This window comes from Amycolatopsis umgeniensis (genome assembly GCF_014205155.1).
Classification (GTDB): Bacteria; Actinomycetota; Actinomycetes; order Mycobacteriales; family Pseudonocardiaceae; genus Amycolatopsis; species Amycolatopsis umgeniensis.
In genome coordinates this window covers 6,132,882-6,147,054 of sequence record NZ_JACHMX010000001.1, presented here as the reverse complement: position 1 = coordinate 6,147,054, position 14,173 = coordinate 6,132,882, and the positions used below count along the sequence as shown (strand labels likewise).

Below are 14,173 nucleotides of genomic sequence, written 5' to 3'. Positions count from 1 at the left end.
GACCGCAGGTCAGCGGAAGAGGCGGAAGAACCCGCGCACCTGCTCGATCAGTGACTGCGGCTGCTCCAGGGCGGCGAAGTGGCCGCCTCGCGGCATTTCCTCGAACCAGCGCAGGTCGGTGAACCGCAGTTCGGCCTCCCTCCGCGACGGACGGGTGATGTCACGTGGGTAGACCGACAGTCCGGATGGCGCGGTCACCTTGTCCCGGAAGCCGGCGAAGCTCTCCCAGTACAGACGCGCCGACGACGTGGCCGACGCGGTGAACCAATAGACCGAGATCTCGTCGAGGATCTTCTGCCGCGGCAACGCGTCCTCGAGACTGCCCCCGTGATCCGTCCAGGCCCAGTACTTCTCGGCGATCCAGGCGGCCTGCCCCGCCGGGGAGTCGGTGAGGCCGTAGCCGAGGGTCTGCGGGCGGGTGGCCTGGATCGCCGAGTACCCCCGGCCGGTGCGCTGGAACTCCTTCTCTGCTTGGAGGTTCGCCAGCTCCGCGGGCGTCGGGTCGTCGAAGGTGCCCGCCGCCACGGACCCCAGGTTCAGGTGGACGCCGGCGACCCGCTCGGGTGCCACCTCGCCCAGCGCACCGGACACCGCCGAACCCCAGTCACCGCCTTGCGCGCCGTATCGCTCGTAGCCCAGCGAAACCATCAGCGTGTCCCAGGCCCGCGCGGTGCGCGTGACGCCCCACCCGGTCGTCGACGGCTTGTCACTCCAGCCGTAGCCGGGCAACGACGGCGCGACCACGTGGAACGCGTCCGCCGGATCACCGCCGTGCGCGCGCGGATCGGTCAGCGGGCCGAGGACCTCCAGGAACTCCAGCACCGAACCCGGCCACCCGTGCGTGAGCACGAGCGGGAACGCGTCCGGCTCCGGCGAGCGGACGTGCAGGAAGTGGATGCCCAGCCCGTCGACGGTGTCGCGGTACTGCGGGAAGGCGTTCAGGCGCTCGGCGAACCCGAAGTCGTAGTCCTCGGCCCAGCCGCGGCACAGCTCCTGCGCGTAAGCCAGCGGCAACCCCTGCGACCAGTCGTCCACCGGCTCGGGCTCGGGCCACCGCGTCCGTCGCAACCGTTCACGCAGATCCGCGATCTCGGCTTCGGTGATGCTGGCCTTGAACGGCTCGGCGACCATGGCGGGATCCCTTCCTTCCTCGGATGATGTCAGGTTGCGGCTCGCGCGGACGCTCCGACTGCGTGACCACCCCGTGCCGCCGGTGATCGACTCCAGGCCGCGGCACCTGATCACGTGGGGTGGATGAGGCGGCTCTCGTAGGCGAAGATCACGGCCTGGATCCGGTCGCGGAGCTCGAGTTTCTGCAGGACCCGCCCCAGGTGCGACTTCACGGTCGCCTCCGCGAGGTACAGGGTCGCCGCGATCTCGGAGTTGGACAGGCCGGCGCCCACCTGGACGAGCACCTCGTGTTCACGGGCGCTGAGCCGGCTCAGCCGCTCGTCGCGTCCGGTGCTGTCGGCGGGGATGTGCGGCCGGAACTTCTCCAGCAGGCGGCGGGTGATCCGCGGGGAGACCACCGCGTCGCCCGCGGCCACGTGGCGGATCGCGGTGAGCAGGTCCTCGGGCCTGGTGTTCTTCAGCAGGAATCCCGAGGCTCCGGCCTTGAGCCCGGCGAAGGCGTACTCGTCCAGATCGAAGGTGGTGAGGATCAGCACCCGGGTCTGCGGGCAGCTCTGGATGATCTGCCTGGTCGCTTCGATCCCGTCGGTCCCGGGCATCCGGACGTCCATGAGGACGACGTCGGGGCGCAGTTCCCGGGTGAGGCGGACGGCCTGGGCGCCGTCTTCGGCTTCGCCGACCGACGCCATGTCGGGCTGGGCTTCCAGAACCGTGCTGAAGGCCATGCGGAGCAACGCTTCGTCGTCGGCGATGAGGATGCGGATCGTCATGCGGACACCACCCCGCTGCCGGCGAGGAACAGGCGGGTGTGGACACCCCAGCCGCCGCTCGGGAGCGGTCCTGCCCGCAACGTCCCCCCGTAGGCGGCCGCGCGCTCTCGCATGCCGGCGATGCCGTGGCCGGACCGGGTGGTGGCGAGGGCTGGCGGGCGAGGGCCGCTGTCGGTGACGTCCACGGTGACGGTCTCGGTCGAGCACTCGATCCGGACCTTCGCTTCGGTGCCGGCGGGGGTGTGTTTGAGGGTGTTGGTCAAGGCTTCCTGGACCAGGCGATAGACGGTCAGTTGCGCGGTGGCGGGTACGTGGGCGTGGCCGCCGCGGAGGTCGATACGGGTCGGCAGCCCGGCGGCGCACATCTGGTCGGCGAGGGTCTTCAGCTGGCTGATCCCGGGCAGCGGATGCCGCAGCGCGTCCGGTTCGCCGGTGCGCAGGAGGCCCAGGGAACGCCGCATGTCGGTCAGGGCCTGCCGTCCCGTCTCGGAGATCTGGAGCATCGCGGTGGTGGCCTTGCCGGGCGACCGGTGCTGTGCGTAGACGGCGGCGTCGGTGAGCGCGACCATGACGGACAGGTTGTGGGTGACGATGTCGTGCATCTCCCGGGTGATCCGGGTCCGCTCTTCGGCGACGGCCACCCGCGCCTGCTGATCGTGTTCCCGTTCCAAGCGCACGGCTCGTTTCTCGACGGCCGCGAGGTAGGCGCGGTGGGTCCGCACGTGCACACCGAGGACGCCGACGGCGACGATCATCGCGGTGACCGCGACGAACGGCGTGAGGAACGCGCCATCGGTGGCCCAGCGCAGACAGGCCAGTACGCCCCCTGCCTCCAGGACGGCGCCGGCGACCAGGGTGTCGCGCAGGTCCGAGTGCAGGGCCACCGTGTAGAGAGCCACCAGCAGGGCGATGTCCGCCGGGAGCTGGACGTCCAGCAGCCACTGGACCGCGGCCACGGCCGCCACGGCACCGAACACCGTGCGCGGCGCCCGGTGCCGCCACACCAGGGGCAGCATGAGGACGACGGTGAAGGTCACGGCCACCGGCAGTTCTCGCGGCGGCCGGGTGGTCACGACGTTGAGCAGGAGCAGCACCGGCAGCAGCGAACCCCGCACCACCGGTGGCAGCCGGGAAACCCGGCGCCGAACGGCTGTTCTCGCAGAACGCACCCGATGATCGTAAGCCGGGCGCACCGCCACGCACATGAGCCCGGCGTCTGACCGCACCCGGCCGGGATGAGACCTGAGGAGGAGTTCCACCACCTCCTGCGGTCTCAACCGGACCACCGATCCGGCCTGTCCGATTGCCACTCCCGTCGCATGCGACGTGCCCGGAATTGCGATCACGGTCGCCCGGCGATGGCGCCCCGGGAGCGATGTGGCCCCGCCTTCCCGGCGCCGAGGATGGCCGGGTGACCGAGATCATCACGGGACTGAACCTGTCCCTCCTGGAAATCCTTGCGTTGCTCGGTGCCGTCGCGCTGGTGGTGGCGCGCTGGCTTCCGCCCGCCGCCCGTCCACGTGCCACGATCGCGGCGGGAGTGGCTCTCCTGGCGTCCGTGATCGCGCTGGGCGTGACGGGGATCCGCTGGCAGCTGCTGCCGGTACTGACAGGCGCCCTCCTCGCGGCGCCGTTCGCCTTCTCCCCCGTACTGCGACGGCGTTCCGGCCGGCCAGTACGGCGGGTCCGCTGGTGGCTCGCGTTGCCGGGATCGATGGCCTGCGCCGGGCTGATCACCGCGGGCGCCTTGGCCGCCTGGGCCTTTCCCGTCCCCGTGTTCCCCGGCCCCTCGGGGCCCTTCGCGGTCGGCACCCGCGTGCTGCAGTGGACCGACCCGCTCCGCCCCGAGACCTTCACCGCCGATCCGCTCGACCGGCGCACGGTCGTGGCCCAGCTCTGGTACCCCGCGCAGAACAGCCCCGGGGACGCGCCGCGGGCCCCTTACCTCGGACGCACCGAGGACGAAGCACGCACCGTCTCCGAAGCCCTCGCCCGCGGAACCGGCCTGCCGGGGTTCTTGATGGACGACGTTCCGCGCGCCCGCACCCATTCGGTCTTCGGCGCCCCTGTCGCCCGGGAGGGAGGACGGTTCCCGCTCGTGCTGTTCTCCCCCGGGTCCAGCGGAGTGCGCACCCAAAACACCGCGTGGGCGGAGGAACTGGCCAGCCACGGCTACGTGGTCGCCGCCCTCGACCACCCGTACGACTCCGCCGCCGTCGTCCTCGCCGACGGCCGGACGATCACCACCGAGACCGTCTCGAGCGGCGACCGCGGTGAGGACGAGAAGCTGGCGGCCGGCTGGACCGCGATCCGAGTCGCCGACCTCGGCTTCGTCCTCACCCGCTTGGTCGATCTCGACCGGGCCGACCCGCTGGCCGGACGTCTGGACACCGGCCGGGTCGCCGCGACCGGTCACTCCCTGGGTGGCGCCGCCGCGCTGCAGGTCGTCCGGCAGGACCGCCGGTTCGCAGCCGTCATCGATCTGGACGGCTACCCGCACGGCCCGGTATCGCCCGCCCTCGACCGGCCCGCGCTCGCGCTCACCCAGGCCATCACCCCGGGCACCGACCCGCGCTACCTGCCCCGCCTCACCGAGGTGTTCGAGCGCAACACCTCGGTGAGCTACCGGCTCACCATCCCCGGCGCGGCCCACCTCACGTTCACGGACGGTCCCCTGTACCTGCCACCGGTGCCCTCGATAGTCGGTTCCCTGGGCCGCACCGAGAGCCCGCGAGTCGTCGCCGCGGCCACTTTGGCCTTCCTGGACACCGTTCTCCGAGGCGCCTCCACCGACCTGTCCGTCGTGCTGCCCGCCTACGGCGAACTCAGCGTCCACCGCCAGGACTCCCGATGATCGGCACCACGGTTCAGCTGATGAAGCCCGCCGACTTGAGCCAGTCGTGGGCGACCGTGGCGGCCTTCTGGCCGTCGACGCTGACCTTCTTGTTCAGGTCGGTGAGCGTCGCGGTGTCGAGCTTCGCGGCGATCGGCGTGAAGACCTGCTCCAGCTGCGGGTACTTCTGGGCGAGCGGAGTGGCGATCGAGATGGCGGGGTTGTACGTCGGGAAGAAGTGCTTGTCGTCCTCGAGCACGGTGAGGTTCTGCGCGGCCACGCGCCCGTCGGTGGAGGCGACCGAGCCGAAGCCGCAGGGGTCCCCCTTGCCGACGCTCGGGTAGACGACGGCGTCGTTGAGCAGGTGCACCTGCGGATCGGGCAGGGTGAACCCGTAGGTCTTCGCCAGGCCGGGGAACCCGTCGTCCCGGCTCTTGAACTCCGGCCCCATACAGGTCGAGGCCGCGGCCGGGTCCTGTTTCACCAGTGCCGCGTAGTCGGACAGCGTCTTGACGCCGGTCCGGGCCAGTGTCGCCGGGTTGCCGGCGAGGGCGTAGGTGTCGTTGGCCGGCGAGCGTGCCCACCAGGTGACGCCGTTGGCGATGTCGGCTTGTTTGACCGCTTCGTACTGCGCCTGCGGATCGCTGATCGGCTTGGTCTGGGTGAGGTAGCTGATCCAGGCGGTGCCGGTGTATTCCCAGTACAGGTCGACCGCGCCGCTGGTGAGCGCCTGGCGGACGTTGCTCGAGCCGGTGATGTTGGTCTTGTCCTGCGGGCTCGCCCCGGCCGCCTGCAGTGCGACGAGGGCGATCTGGCCGAGCAGCAGTTGCTCGTCGAACTCCTTGGAGCTGACCCGGATCTGGACGCCGTTGAGCGCGTCGATCTTCTTGATGGATCCCGCGCCGACCTGGGCGCCGGTCTCGTCCTTGCCGATCGTGCAGCCGACCGCGAGCGACGCTGACGCGACGAGCGCGAGCACAACGGCTGTCGTGCGCTGGAGCATCCGCATGGGTTGGTCCTCCTTGAAGTCGGTCGGGCTACATTCCGCGCGGGTGCAGTACCTCCTCGGCGACCAGCCCCAGCCAGTCGACGAAAAGCGCCAGTGCGGCGACGATGATGCCGAAGGTCAGGCTCAGGATCGGGCGGTACAAACCGATCCCGGCGACAAGCCCGCCGCCGAGACCGCCGCCGTCGATGAACGTCGCCAGCGTCGCGCTCGCGACGGTGAGCACCAGCGCGGTCCGGATCCCGGCGAGGATCACCGGGACGGCCAGCGGCAGTTCGATCCGCCACAGGATGGCCGTCTTGCCCATGCCCATCCCGCGCGCGGCGTCGACGAGGGTCGGGTCGACGCCGTCGAGCCCGACGATCGTGTTGCGCAGCACCGGCAAGGTCGCGTAGACGACGAGCGCCGTCACCGCCGTCGCGGTGCCCGTGCCGATCCAGAGCGCGAGCAGCACGACGAGCCCGATCGACGGGATCGCCTGGCCGAGGTTGCCCAGCCCCAGGCCGATGGGCCTCGCCCAGCGGGCTCCGGAGCGGGTGAGCAGGATGCCGAGCGGGAGGGCGATGGCGATGGTGCACACCGTCGAGATCAGGGTGAGCCGCAGATGCGCGCCCAGTTCGGTGAGGATCTCGCCGGGGTTGAGGAAACGCTGTTCGATCGAGTCCATCGGGTGCGCACGCACGATCATGAAGAGCGCCAGCAAGGCGAGGATCAGCAGGACCGGGCGCACCAGCAGTCCGAGCCGACGCCGACGAGGCCGTGCGGGCGCTGTGGCGTCCGTGCCCGGTTCAGGCGCCTCCTCGGCGTCCGGGATCGCGGGCGCGGGTGCCTCGTCGGCAGGTTGGAGTGCCGCGACGAGACTGGGCGCGTCGCACACCCCCAGCGGCCTCGCGGCACTGTCCTCGGTGACCACGACCGCGGTACTACCCGTCCGCACCATGACATCCAGTACGTCCCGGAGCGTGTCGTCGGGCCGGACCGGAGGCAGGCCGTCCGGCTCGGCCGCCGGCCGGAGGTCCAGGTCACCCACCCGGATCAGCGCGAGCCGCTTCAGGTTCCGCTTCGAGCCGACGAAACTCGCGACGTAGTCGTCCGCGGGCGCGGCGAGGATCGCCTGGGGCGTGTCGTACTGCGCGATCACCGACCGCGGCCGCAGCACGGCGATCCGGTCGCCGACCTTCACCGCCTCGTCGAAGTCATGCGTGACGAACACGATCGTCTTGCGTACTTCCCGTTGCAGGCGAAGGAATTCATCCTGCAGCCGGGCGCGCGTGATCGGGTCGGTGGAGCCGAACGGCTCGTCCATCAACATGACCGGCGGATCCGCGGCCATCGCCCGCGCCACACCGACGCGCTGCTGCTGGCCGCCGGAAAGCTCACGCGGGTACCGGATGCCGTGTTCGCGGGTCAGGCCGACGACGCCGAGCAACTCGCGCACGCGGTCGGCGATACGTCGTCGAGTCCAGCCGAGCAGCCGCGGGACAACGCCGATGTTGGCGTCCACACGCAGATGCGGGAAGAGCCCGATCTGCTGGATGACGTAACCGGTGTTGCGCCGGTGTTCGTCGAGGTCGAGCGCCGACACGTCGGTGCCGCCGATCGTGACGACGCCCGCGGTGGGCTCGACGAGCCGGTTGATCATCCGCATGGTCGTCGTCTTGCCGCATCCCGACGGACCGGTCAGCACGACGATTTCGCCCGCGGGGATTCGCATCGTCAGGCTTTCGACAGCCGGTGCCGCCCGTCCTGGGTAATGCTTGCTGACGTCCCGCAGCTCGATCGTCTCGCCGCCCATTCCGGCTGCTCCCCCGGACGTCCCCGAAGCCATCGCTGCGCGGGCACGGGGACGTCGTCGTGTGGTCAGCTTGCCGACCACCACGAAGGCCAGGTCGAACAGCAACGCCAGCACCATGATCCCGAGCGTTCCGGTGAGTACCTGGTTCAGCGAGTTGACCGAGCCGAACCGGCCGAGCCCGTCGAAGATCTCGTTGCCGAGGCCGGGGCCCTTGACATACGCGCCGATGGCCGCGATACCGATCGTGATCTGCGTCGAGACCCGGATGCCGGAAAGGATCACCGGCCAGGCGAGCGGCAGGCGCACACGGAACAGCAGCCGCGCGCGGCCGAACCCCATGCCGCGCGCCGCGTCCACCACGGCCGGATCGACGCCACGCAGCCCGACGATCGTGTTGCGCGTGATCGGCAGAAGCGCGTAGAGCACCAGTGCGCACAGGACATTCGTCAGTCCCAGCCCGAACGGGCCGATCAGGATGCCCAGCAGCGCGATCGACGGGACGGTCAGGAACGCCGCCGTCGTCGTGGTCGCCATCGCGCCGAGCCATCGCCGCCGGTAGGTGAGCAGGCCGATCGTCATTCCGACCAGCACGGCCAGCGCCATCGCCGCCAGGGTGAGATCCACGTGCAGGATCGCGTCGTTCACGACGTCGATCCAGTTCTCCCGGAGGTACTCCGACAGGCTCAGGGCGCCGCTCCTCGACGTCGCAGGGCAGAAAACAGCCGACCACTTCGGGCTCGGCCGGGTCTCAGCCCAACATGTCCACGGGGCTCCTGTCCACCGCTCGACGTAAAGATCCGGCTGACCCGGCCCTGGTCGACCCGCGCGGGCCTGGCGCGCTGACCGACGATCAGCGCGCGATCAAGGTCTCCGAACCCGCCGAAGTCGAGGCGCTCGACCAATCGAACCACTTCGCACCGGCGAGACCACGGTCGGTTTCCTCGTAAAGCAGGACGTCGAGGTCCTGCCGGGGAGGCTGTGACCACGCCACCACCAAGTTCTGTTCCCAAACGAACCCGACGCCCGCGTACTCCAGCACTTCCCCGTGGAACCATTTTGCCCGGAGACGGCCACGGTGTTCCGTGATCTCCTTGGTCAGGCTGGGGAATTCCGACCCGCCGGCACCGTAGTCCGCCCGGTACACGCCGCATATCCGATCGGTCGGGCCGCCGGTGGAGACCCCTGAACCGAGTTCTCCCGCCAGATCGGGGTGGTACCACGTGGCAGGGAGGCGCCCCAAGCTTTCGATGTCGTAGTTCACCACCCCGGGATACGTTTCCGGGATGGCGGGTTCCACGGACCTGCTGCGCGCCACGCAAAGCCGCCCATGACATTCGATGCCTATTCCCGAAAAGGTCGTCGTCTCGTGGCCGGACTCAAGTGACCAGTGCAGTCTGATCGCGTCTCCGTCACCTTCGATTGACACCGTTCCTTGATAGGGCGAGCCTTCCGGAGTCGTACCCCGCACTTCGATCTCCGAGCTTGCCAGCGACAACGACTTCAGCATATGCGCATCCTCGCTAATTCCCAACGAATACGACAAGTCCGACCATGCCGACGATGACGATCGCGATCCTGAACCAGGCGTCTGGAACCCTTTTCGCCACAAGAGCTCCCACTTGGCCGCCGATGATCGATCCGCTTCCCAAGAGCGCGACGATCAGCCAATCCACCTGGGAAATGGAGATGTACAGCAAGGCGGACACCAGGTTGTCCACCCCTTGAAGCAGGTTCTTCAGGGCGTTGATCGCTTGAAGGCTCTGCTCCATCAGCAGCGACATGACGGCGATCAGTATCACTCCCTGCGCGGCGCCGAAATATCCACCGTAAACACTGGCGAGGAAGACCGAGACGATCAGCAAGGTGGACTTGCCGCGGGACGGCCGTTGCGCCGGTTCTTGATTCTTCGGCAACCATTTGGACACCACCGGCTGCACCGCGATGAGCAGCACCGCGACGCCGATGAGCCAGGGTACGATTGATTCGAAAGTCTTGTCAGGCAGAAGAAAAAGCAGGATCGCGCCGAGCGCGCCGCCTCCCGCCGCGGCCGCGCAGCAGGCGATCACCCGCCAGGCGGGCCCGGTCAACTCCGATCGATAGCCGACGGCTCCGCTGATCGAACCCGGCGCGAGACCTATGTTGTTCGCGATGTTGGCTTGAATCGGCGGGATCCCGATCGAGACGAGGATCGGAAAAGTGAGGAGGGTCCCGGAGCCGACCACCGTGTTCAGCACACCTGCGCCGAAGCCGGCCGCCAGCACCGCCAAAACTTCTCCCGTGCCCATCTGACCGCCGCACCGTCCTCGGTTGTTCGAATCACCTCGCCGCGAATCCGGCACGGCCTGGAACGATCAGGCTCCCAGCAGGGCCCCGCCGTCCCTGTTTCCGGATGAATATCCGCTGATCTGGAGCAGTCGCCACACCAAGGCCTGGTTACTCGTGATCACCGGCTTGCCGTAAGTCTCTTCCAGGTACCTGATCGATGACGCGACCCTCAACGCATTGCAGCCGATGAGAATCGCCTGCACCGCGTCCTCCGCCAACATCCGTCCCGCGATGTCTAGAATCGTTCGCTGTGACAGGCGTGCGATCAGGTCGTTCGAGTCGATCGCCAGCGCACAGCTGCTTCGCACTTCGATCCCTTGAGCACCGATGTCGGCTTCGATGACGGAATTCAGTTGTTCGGTGTAGGGAGTCAACAAGGCGATCCTCGACACCGACAGCTCCGCCAAGGCCGCGACGACGGCATCCCGAGTCGTCACAACCGGGCCGCGACCCCCGAGAAGGCGCCCCAGTTCGCCAAAACTGCCGGACGTGCAAGCGTATCCGACCGCGTCCACCCGGGCGTCCGGGTACACCAGGCGCGCGGCGTCGACGATTTCGTCTTTGCATGCCCGTAAGTCTCTGCCCTCGTAGTTTCGAACGCGGACGAGGCTCGCCGCGACGTCCGCCGGGACCAACGACAGGATCTCTCGATCGGAGCCGTGGTCGGTGTCCAACAGCAGAAACCCGATTCGCGCTTTCGGTTCCGGTGCGAAGTCGGGTAGTGGGTAGGTCATGTTCACCGTTCCCTCTCCTCGCGGACCCCATTCGTCACCAGTCTCGACGAATGCCGACCTAAGGTAAAGTTACTTATTTTGCCGTTCTGAGGTAGTTTGACTGAATGTCGCTCGATCCACGTCGCCTGCTCGTCCTGCGCGCCGTCCGTCAGAGGGGCAGCGTTCTCGCCGCCGCGCGCGCACTCCAGTTGACGCCCTCCGGCGTCTCGCAACATCTGGCCAAACTCGAGAAGGAGGTCGGACTCGCACTGGTGGACAGGGAACATCGTGGTGGCGGACGCGCCATCCGACTCACGCCGGCGGGTGACACGCTCGCGGACTCCGCGGATCGCGTGGCGGAGGCGTTGGCCGAAGCGGATCGCGGATTGGAGCAATTTCGCGAAGGGGCACACGGCCCCTTGAGGGTCGGCGGGTTCTCGGTCGCGCTCAGCGAACTGGCCGCGCCGGTCGCGATGCGGATGGCCATGGCGGATCCCGCGATGGATCCCTGCATCTTCGAGATGTCCGACTCCGAGGGAGTCGGCAAGGTGGCCGCGGGCGATCTCGACCTGCTGCTCAGCGTGCGCCCCGGCGCCGGCGACGCCGCCAGGCCACCGGAACTGGTCGAGGTCGATCTGATGCGTGATCCGTACCGGGTCATCATTCCCGACACCTGGCCGACCGATGTCGACGCGCGGACGTTGCTGGCGAGGTCCTGGATCACCACATCGTCCGGCCCCGCGACGCGCCGCAAGCTGGAACGGTTGTGCCGCCGACACAAACTCGAGCTCGATGCCCACGATATCGGCACCGGCTCGGCGCCGACACTGATCGCCCTGGTCGCGCACGGGCTTGGCGCGACCATCATCCCGGCGCTGACGTTGCGTCAGCATCCGGCGTCGAACGTGCGGGTGAGCAACGCGATCGCGGACCCCGGATCCCGGGTCGTCACGGCCCTGTACCGCAAGGACGCGGCGCCCGGTGTCATCCGGCTGCTCGCCGAGCTGCAGCGGTTCGCCGGCACCGAAGTGGAGCCCGACATCGCCCAGCGGGTCACCCCCGGCGGCAGGCGCGGCGGCAGAGGTGAGTCCCACCGCTGACCGAGCCGACGGACACCGCCCAGTCCCGCGCGACCGGTTCGCCGGGCCGTCCGGTGGCGGCCGTGATGGCGAGATGGTCGGCGTGATCGCGGGATTCGACCGGAGCACCGAAGTGACGGCTCGGTGTGGCGGCGTACTCCGCGTGCGCGCTGACTTCCTCGGCCACGCCGGAATTGTCTCAGCCGAGGACGAACGGCGGGATCGCTCATCGGGTCGGTCTCGCGGGTCTTTCAGTCGACCGGGTTGAGGCTGGCGGCGTACGCCCGGACCAGGGTCTGGGCCGGGGCGGGGGTGGGTCTTTCGAGGTCGACGGGTTCGAGGACTTCGGGGCTGCTCAGGCGGTTCTGGATGATCGCTTGCAGGGGTTCAGTGTTCGGTGAGTGTCGTGCTTTCGGTGAGGCTCGGGTGGGCTACGGGTCGTCAGGATCGGGGCAGCGGGTGCAGGGGCCTGCGGGAGCGCGTTGTGAAGGCCACTTTCGCAACGTTGAGGGTTGCGAAAGTGGCTTTCGCAACGCCGCCGCCCGCCCCGCCCGCCCTGCCCCGCCTCAAAAGGGTCTCGTCAGCTCTCTCCGGTGTCGCGAAAGCCACTTTCAGGACATCAGACGTCCCGAAAGTGGCTTTCGCGACACCGCTGCACGGCAGTCGTGAGGAGCCGACCCCACCTAGGCGCTGCCGGAGTAAGTCTGGGCGCGAAGCCATCGACCAGACTCACCGGACACCGCCTAGTCCCGGAGTTCGTCGAAGAGCCGCAGGGCCCTGTCGAGGCCCTCGGCGTCGACCGCATGGAAGTTCCAGGGGCGGATACGGGTGGTTTTGACGAGCCCGACCTGGATGAGCCTCTCGATATGCCGGGAGGCGGTGGGGACGGAGATCCCGGCTTTGGCGGCGATGAGGGAGAGACACGCGCCGTGCTCACTGAGGTCGCCTTCGCGCTCGGAGACGAACTCGGCCTGAGGATCCTTGAGCCACCGCAAAATATTGATGCGCACATCGGAGGAGAGCGCCGCGGCCACGTCACTGAGCTTCACCTATTTAGCCTACTTGCTAACTAGCTTACCGCACAAGTAAGGTCCCGATCATGCGCAGCCTGGTCTCGGTGTGTGCCGCCCTGCTGGCGGTCGCACTCTGGGCGACCAACGCGACAGTGGCCGCGGAAGCGCTGCGCAGCGTGACGGCCTTGCAGTTGCTGACCTTGCAGTACGGCGCGGCCGCGGCGACGCTGGCCATCGTGGGAGCGTGGGGCGCCCTTCGCTCACGCGAGGCCGCGCGGGAGACATGGACAAGGGGGCCGAACTCGCCAGGCTGGCGTGGCCTGACTGTCGGGATGGTCGGGCTGACGGGCACGATCTTTCTCCAGAAGGTGTCCTTCGCGTTCGCCCCCGTCTTCGACGCGAACGCGATCTCCTACGGGTGGCCGCTACTCATCGCGGTATGGGGCGCGTGGTCGCGGGGAATCACCCGAGGCTGGCCGCAGCTGCTTCTGTCGGCGCTCGGGATGGCCGGAGTGGTGCTACTACTGGGCGCGGGAGCGGAGGGTCTGTCCCCGGGCTCACTGGTCGGCTACGTGCTTGCGGCGGGTTCCGCTGCCTGCATGGCTTTCTACACCGTGGCGGCGGGCCGATCGCGGTTGCGGACCGTGCGGGTTCTGTTCCCCGCGGCGATCGCGGGAACCGTCGTCGCCTGGATCGGATCCGGGATCAGTGGTGCGGCGTGGCCACCGGTGTCGGAATGGCCGGGGTCGATCTACCTGGGTATCGGCCCGATGGCGGCCGGATATCTCTTGTGGACGGCGGCAAGCGCCCGCGGCCATCCCAGTGTGATCGCCGCGATCGGTTACCTCACCCCGTTCGCGTCCACGGCGTTGCTGATCGTGGCGGGCGCACCGGTCACCGCATTGACCGTGGTGGGGGCGATCCTGATCCTGGCGTGCAATATCGGCGTGCTCCTCCTCAGCCGCAACCCCGAGGCGGAACGGAACCACGCGGGCGACGAGACAATACCGAACACCTCGACTCCGGAGTTGCTGCGCAATGCTGGCCACTGACGCCCTCGACCGGACACGCCTGAGTGTCGAACACCTTCGGCGCACCGTCGCCCCTCCGGTGTCGAGGACAGCGCTCAACCCGGCGATATCCACCGCCGATCTCTACCTCGTCACCGGAAACCTCGTGAACGTGCTCGAGGCGATCGCGACCGGCGTGACCACGATCAACAACGAGCTGATGCAACGCTGGCGGCAGGACCTCCTGTCGTCGGAAGGTTCGTCCGATTCCGTGGAAAACGAGGTGTTCGCGGTGAATCACTGGTCGGCCGTGGCGAGTGGTGCCGCGCACGATCTGCGTCGCGTTCTCGCCGATATGCAGTTTCTCCTTTCCGGACTCTCGGATCGATAGAAAAAGACCGGACGGATCATTGAATCCGCGGTTGTTCACCCGATTGCCACAGGGTTTCCACTTACTGAGAATCGCTTGGCGCCAGATGCAAATAGTTGGTAAAATTC

At 68.3% G+C, this 14,173-nt stretch carries 13 protein-coding genes and 3 pseudogenes; 4 read left to right on the top strand and 12 right to left on the bottom strand.

The window, feature by feature from the left end; all coding sequences use genetic code 11:
• Window positions 1-9: 9 nt before the first annotated feature.
• The 3 genes from HDA45_RS28900 to HDA45_RS28890 all read right to left on the bottom strand — a co-directional run bounded on the left by HDA45_RS28900 (window position 10) and on the right by HDA45_RS28890 (window position 3,070).
• A complete protein-coding gene (locus tag HDA45_RS28900) occupies window positions 10-1,131 on the bottom strand; it encodes an epoxide hydrolase family protein (protein WP_184900572.1) in 1,122 nt (373 codons plus the stop codon).
• A gap of 110 nt (window positions 1,132-1,241) precedes the next feature.
• Window positions 1,242-1,901, bottom strand: a complete 660-nt coding sequence (locus HDA45_RS28895; RefSeq protein WP_184900570.1) for a response regulator transcription factor — start codon at window positions 1,899-1,901, stop codon at window positions 1,242-1,244.
• A complete protein-coding gene (locus HDA45_RS28890; RefSeq protein WP_343072181.1) occupies window positions 1,898-3,070 on the bottom strand; it encodes a sensor histidine kinase in 1,173 nt (390 codons plus the stop codon). Before HDA45_RS28890 ends, HDA45_RS28895 begins: the two co-directional genes overlap by 4 nt.
• 242 nt (window positions 3,071-3,312) lie before the next feature.
• Between HDA45_RS28890 and HDA45_RS28885 the strand changes: the two genes are divergently transcribed.
• On the top strand, window positions 3,313-4,755 hold the full coding sequence (locus tag HDA45_RS28885) for an alpha/beta hydrolase family protein (protein ID WP_343072180.1): 1,443 nt from the start codon (window positions 3,313-3,315) through the stop codon (window positions 4,753-4,755).
• Between the two features lie 13 nt (window positions 4,756-4,768).
• Here HDA45_RS28885 and HDA45_RS28880 read toward each other — a convergent pair whose 3' ends face one another.
• From HDA45_RS28880 to HDA45_RS28860, 7 genes and pseudogenes are all read right to left on the bottom strand, one after another.
• Complete coding sequence (locus HDA45_RS28880) at window positions 4,769-5,743, bottom strand: glycine betaine ABC transporter substrate-binding protein (protein ID WP_184900566.1); 975 nt, start codon at window positions 5,741-5,743, stop codon at window positions 4,769-4,771.
• Window positions 5,744-5,771: 28 nt separating this feature from the next.
• Window positions 5,772-6,290 (bottom strand): annotated as a pseudogene (locus tag HDA45_RS42500) (ABC transporter permease); the annotation flags it as partial.
• Between the two features lie 453 nt (window positions 6,291-6,743).
• A pseudogene (locus tag HDA45_RS42495) lies at window positions 6,744-7,535 on the bottom strand (ABC transporter ATP-binding protein); the annotation flags it as partial.
• Window positions 7,536-7,619: 84 nt separating this feature from the next.
• Window positions 7,620-8,114: pseudogene (locus HDA45_RS42490) on the bottom strand (ABC transporter permease); the annotation flags it as partial.
• A 271-nt stretch (window positions 8,115-8,385) separates the two neighbouring features.
• Window positions 8,386-9,078, bottom strand: a complete 693-nt coding sequence (locus HDA45_RS28870; RefSeq protein ID WP_184900562.1) for a hypothetical protein — start codon at window positions 9,076-9,078, stop codon at window positions 8,386-8,388.
• Window positions 9,056-9,820: a sulfite exporter TauE/SafE family protein gene (locus HDA45_RS28865; protein WP_184900560.1), complete on the bottom strand. Its 765-nt coding sequence runs from the start codon at window positions 9,818-9,820 to the stop codon at window positions 9,056-9,058. The genes HDA45_RS28870 and HDA45_RS28865 overlap by 23 nt, the downstream gene beginning before the upstream one ends.
• A gap of 66 nt (window positions 9,821-9,886) precedes the next feature.
• Entirely contained in the window at window positions 9,887-10,594 is a 708-nt protein-coding gene (locus HDA45_RS28860) for a maleate cis-trans isomerase family protein (protein WP_246481413.1), read from the bottom strand.
• Window positions 10,595-10,698: 104 nt separating this feature from the next.
• On the opposite strand from HDA45_RS28860, the gene HDA45_RS28855 reads away from it, so the two are divergent.
• Complete coding sequence (locus tag HDA45_RS28855) at window positions 10,699-11,673, top strand: LysR family transcriptional regulator (protein ID WP_184900556.1); 975 nt, start codon at window positions 10,699-10,701, stop codon at window positions 11,671-11,673.
• Here HDA45_RS28855 and HDA45_RS28850 read toward each other — a convergent pair.
• Window positions 11,627-11,839 (bottom strand): hypothetical protein, encoded by a 213-nt coding sequence (locus HDA45_RS28850; RefSeq protein ID WP_184900554.1) that lies wholly within the window; start codon window positions 11,837-11,839, stop codon window positions 11,627-11,629. The two genes, HDA45_RS28855 and HDA45_RS28850, sit on opposite strands and share 47 nt — an antisense overlap.
• A gap of 556 nt (window positions 11,840-12,395) precedes the next feature.
• Window positions 12,396-12,701, bottom strand: coding sequence for an ArsR/SmtB family transcription factor (locus HDA45_RS28845; protein WP_343072179.1), 306 nt, complete (start codon window positions 12,699-12,701; stop codon window positions 12,396-12,398).
• 50 nt (window positions 12,702-12,751) lie between these two features.
• On the opposite strand from HDA45_RS28845, the gene HDA45_RS28840 reads away from it, so the two are divergent.
• Both HDA45_RS28840 and HDA45_RS28835 read left to right on the top strand, forming a co-directional pair.
• Window positions 12,752-13,717 (top strand): DMT family transporter, encoded by a 966-nt coding sequence (locus HDA45_RS28840; protein WP_184900552.1) that lies wholly within the window; start codon window positions 12,752-12,754, stop codon window positions 13,715-13,717.
• A complete protein-coding gene (locus HDA45_RS28835; protein WP_184900550.1) occupies window positions 13,704-14,066 on the top strand; it encodes a hypothetical protein in 363 nt (120 codons plus the stop codon). The genes HDA45_RS28840 and HDA45_RS28835 overlap by 14 nt, the downstream gene beginning before the upstream one ends.
• The last annotated feature ends 107 nt before the right edge of the window (window positions 14,067-14,173 follow it).

What these genes read in the sequence shown, in the direction of transcription:
- HDA45_RS28895 (WP_184900570.1), bottom strand. Translation starts at nt 1,901, where the DNA reads ATGACGATCCGCATCCTCATCGCCGACGACGAAGCGTTGCTCCGCATG.
- HDA45_RS28840 (WP_184900552.1), top strand. Translation starts at nt 12,752, where the DNA reads ATGCGCAGCCTGGTCTCGGTGTGTGCCGCCCTGCTGGCGGTCGCACTC.
- HDA45_RS28860 (WP_246481413.1), bottom strand. Translation starts at nt 10,594, where the DNA reads ATGACCTACCCACTACCCGACTTCGCACCGGAACCGAAAGCGCGAATC.
- HDA45_RS28880 (WP_184900566.1), bottom strand. Translation starts at nt 5,743, where the DNA reads ATGCGGATGCTCCAGCGCACGACAGCCGTTGTGCTCGCGCTCGTCGCG.
- HDA45_RS28835 (WP_184900550.1), top strand. Translation starts at nt 13,704, where the DNA reads ATGCTGGCCACTGACGCCCTCGACCGGACACGCCTGAGTGTCGAACAC.
- HDA45_RS28865 (WP_184900560.1), bottom strand. Translation starts at nt 9,820, where the DNA reads ATGGGCACGGGAGAAGTTTTGGCGGTGCTGGCGGCCGGCTTCGGCGCA.
- HDA45_RS28855 (WP_184900556.1), top strand. Translation starts at nt 10,699, where the DNA reads ATGTCGCTCGATCCACGTCGCCTGCTCGTCCTGCGCGCCGTCCGTCAG.
- HDA45_RS28900 (WP_184900572.1), bottom strand. Translation starts at nt 1,131, where the DNA reads ATGGTCGCCGAGCCGTTCAAGGCCAGCATCACCGAAGCCGAGATCGCG.